Source organism: Streptomyces beijiangensis (genome assembly GCF_017315755.1).
In the GTDB taxonomy this organism is placed as follows: Bacteria; Actinomycetota; Actinomycetes; order Streptomycetales; family Streptomycetaceae; genus Streptomyces; species Streptomyces beijiangensis.
The window spans coordinates 1-303 of record NZ_JAFLRJ010000309.1; the positions used below are offsets into that span (position 1 = coordinate 1).

Here is a 303-nt window from a genome sequence, read left to right on the forward strand (position 1 = left end):
CACTCGGTGAGCAGGGCGATGAGGACCTCCGCGGCGGGCGGGGTGACGGCGTTGCCGAGTTGGCGGACCTGCTCGCGTCGGGTGCCAAGGAGGACGTAGCCGTAGCGGAAAGCCATGCCCCGGGCGATCTCGGAAGGGTTGAGCATCCGTAGGAGGCAGTCGTCGACCGCGATGGGCTCGGCAGGCTGTCCGGCCTGGGCCATGACGAGGGCGTGCCGGTCGCGGGTGGTCAGGGTGCCCATGGGGTGGTTGGTCGGCTTGGCCTGGCCGGTGCCGTAGTACGGGACGAGGAGCGGCGGCGGG

Annotated in this window: 1 protein-coding gene; it reads right to left on the bottom strand. The window is 71.6% G+C overall.

The genetic code is table 11. The annotated features are described in order from the left end of the window. A partial coding sequence (locus J0695_RS28200; protein WP_206966637.1) for a DNA cytosine methyltransferase occupies window positions 1-303 on the bottom strand: 303 nt, incomplete at both ends.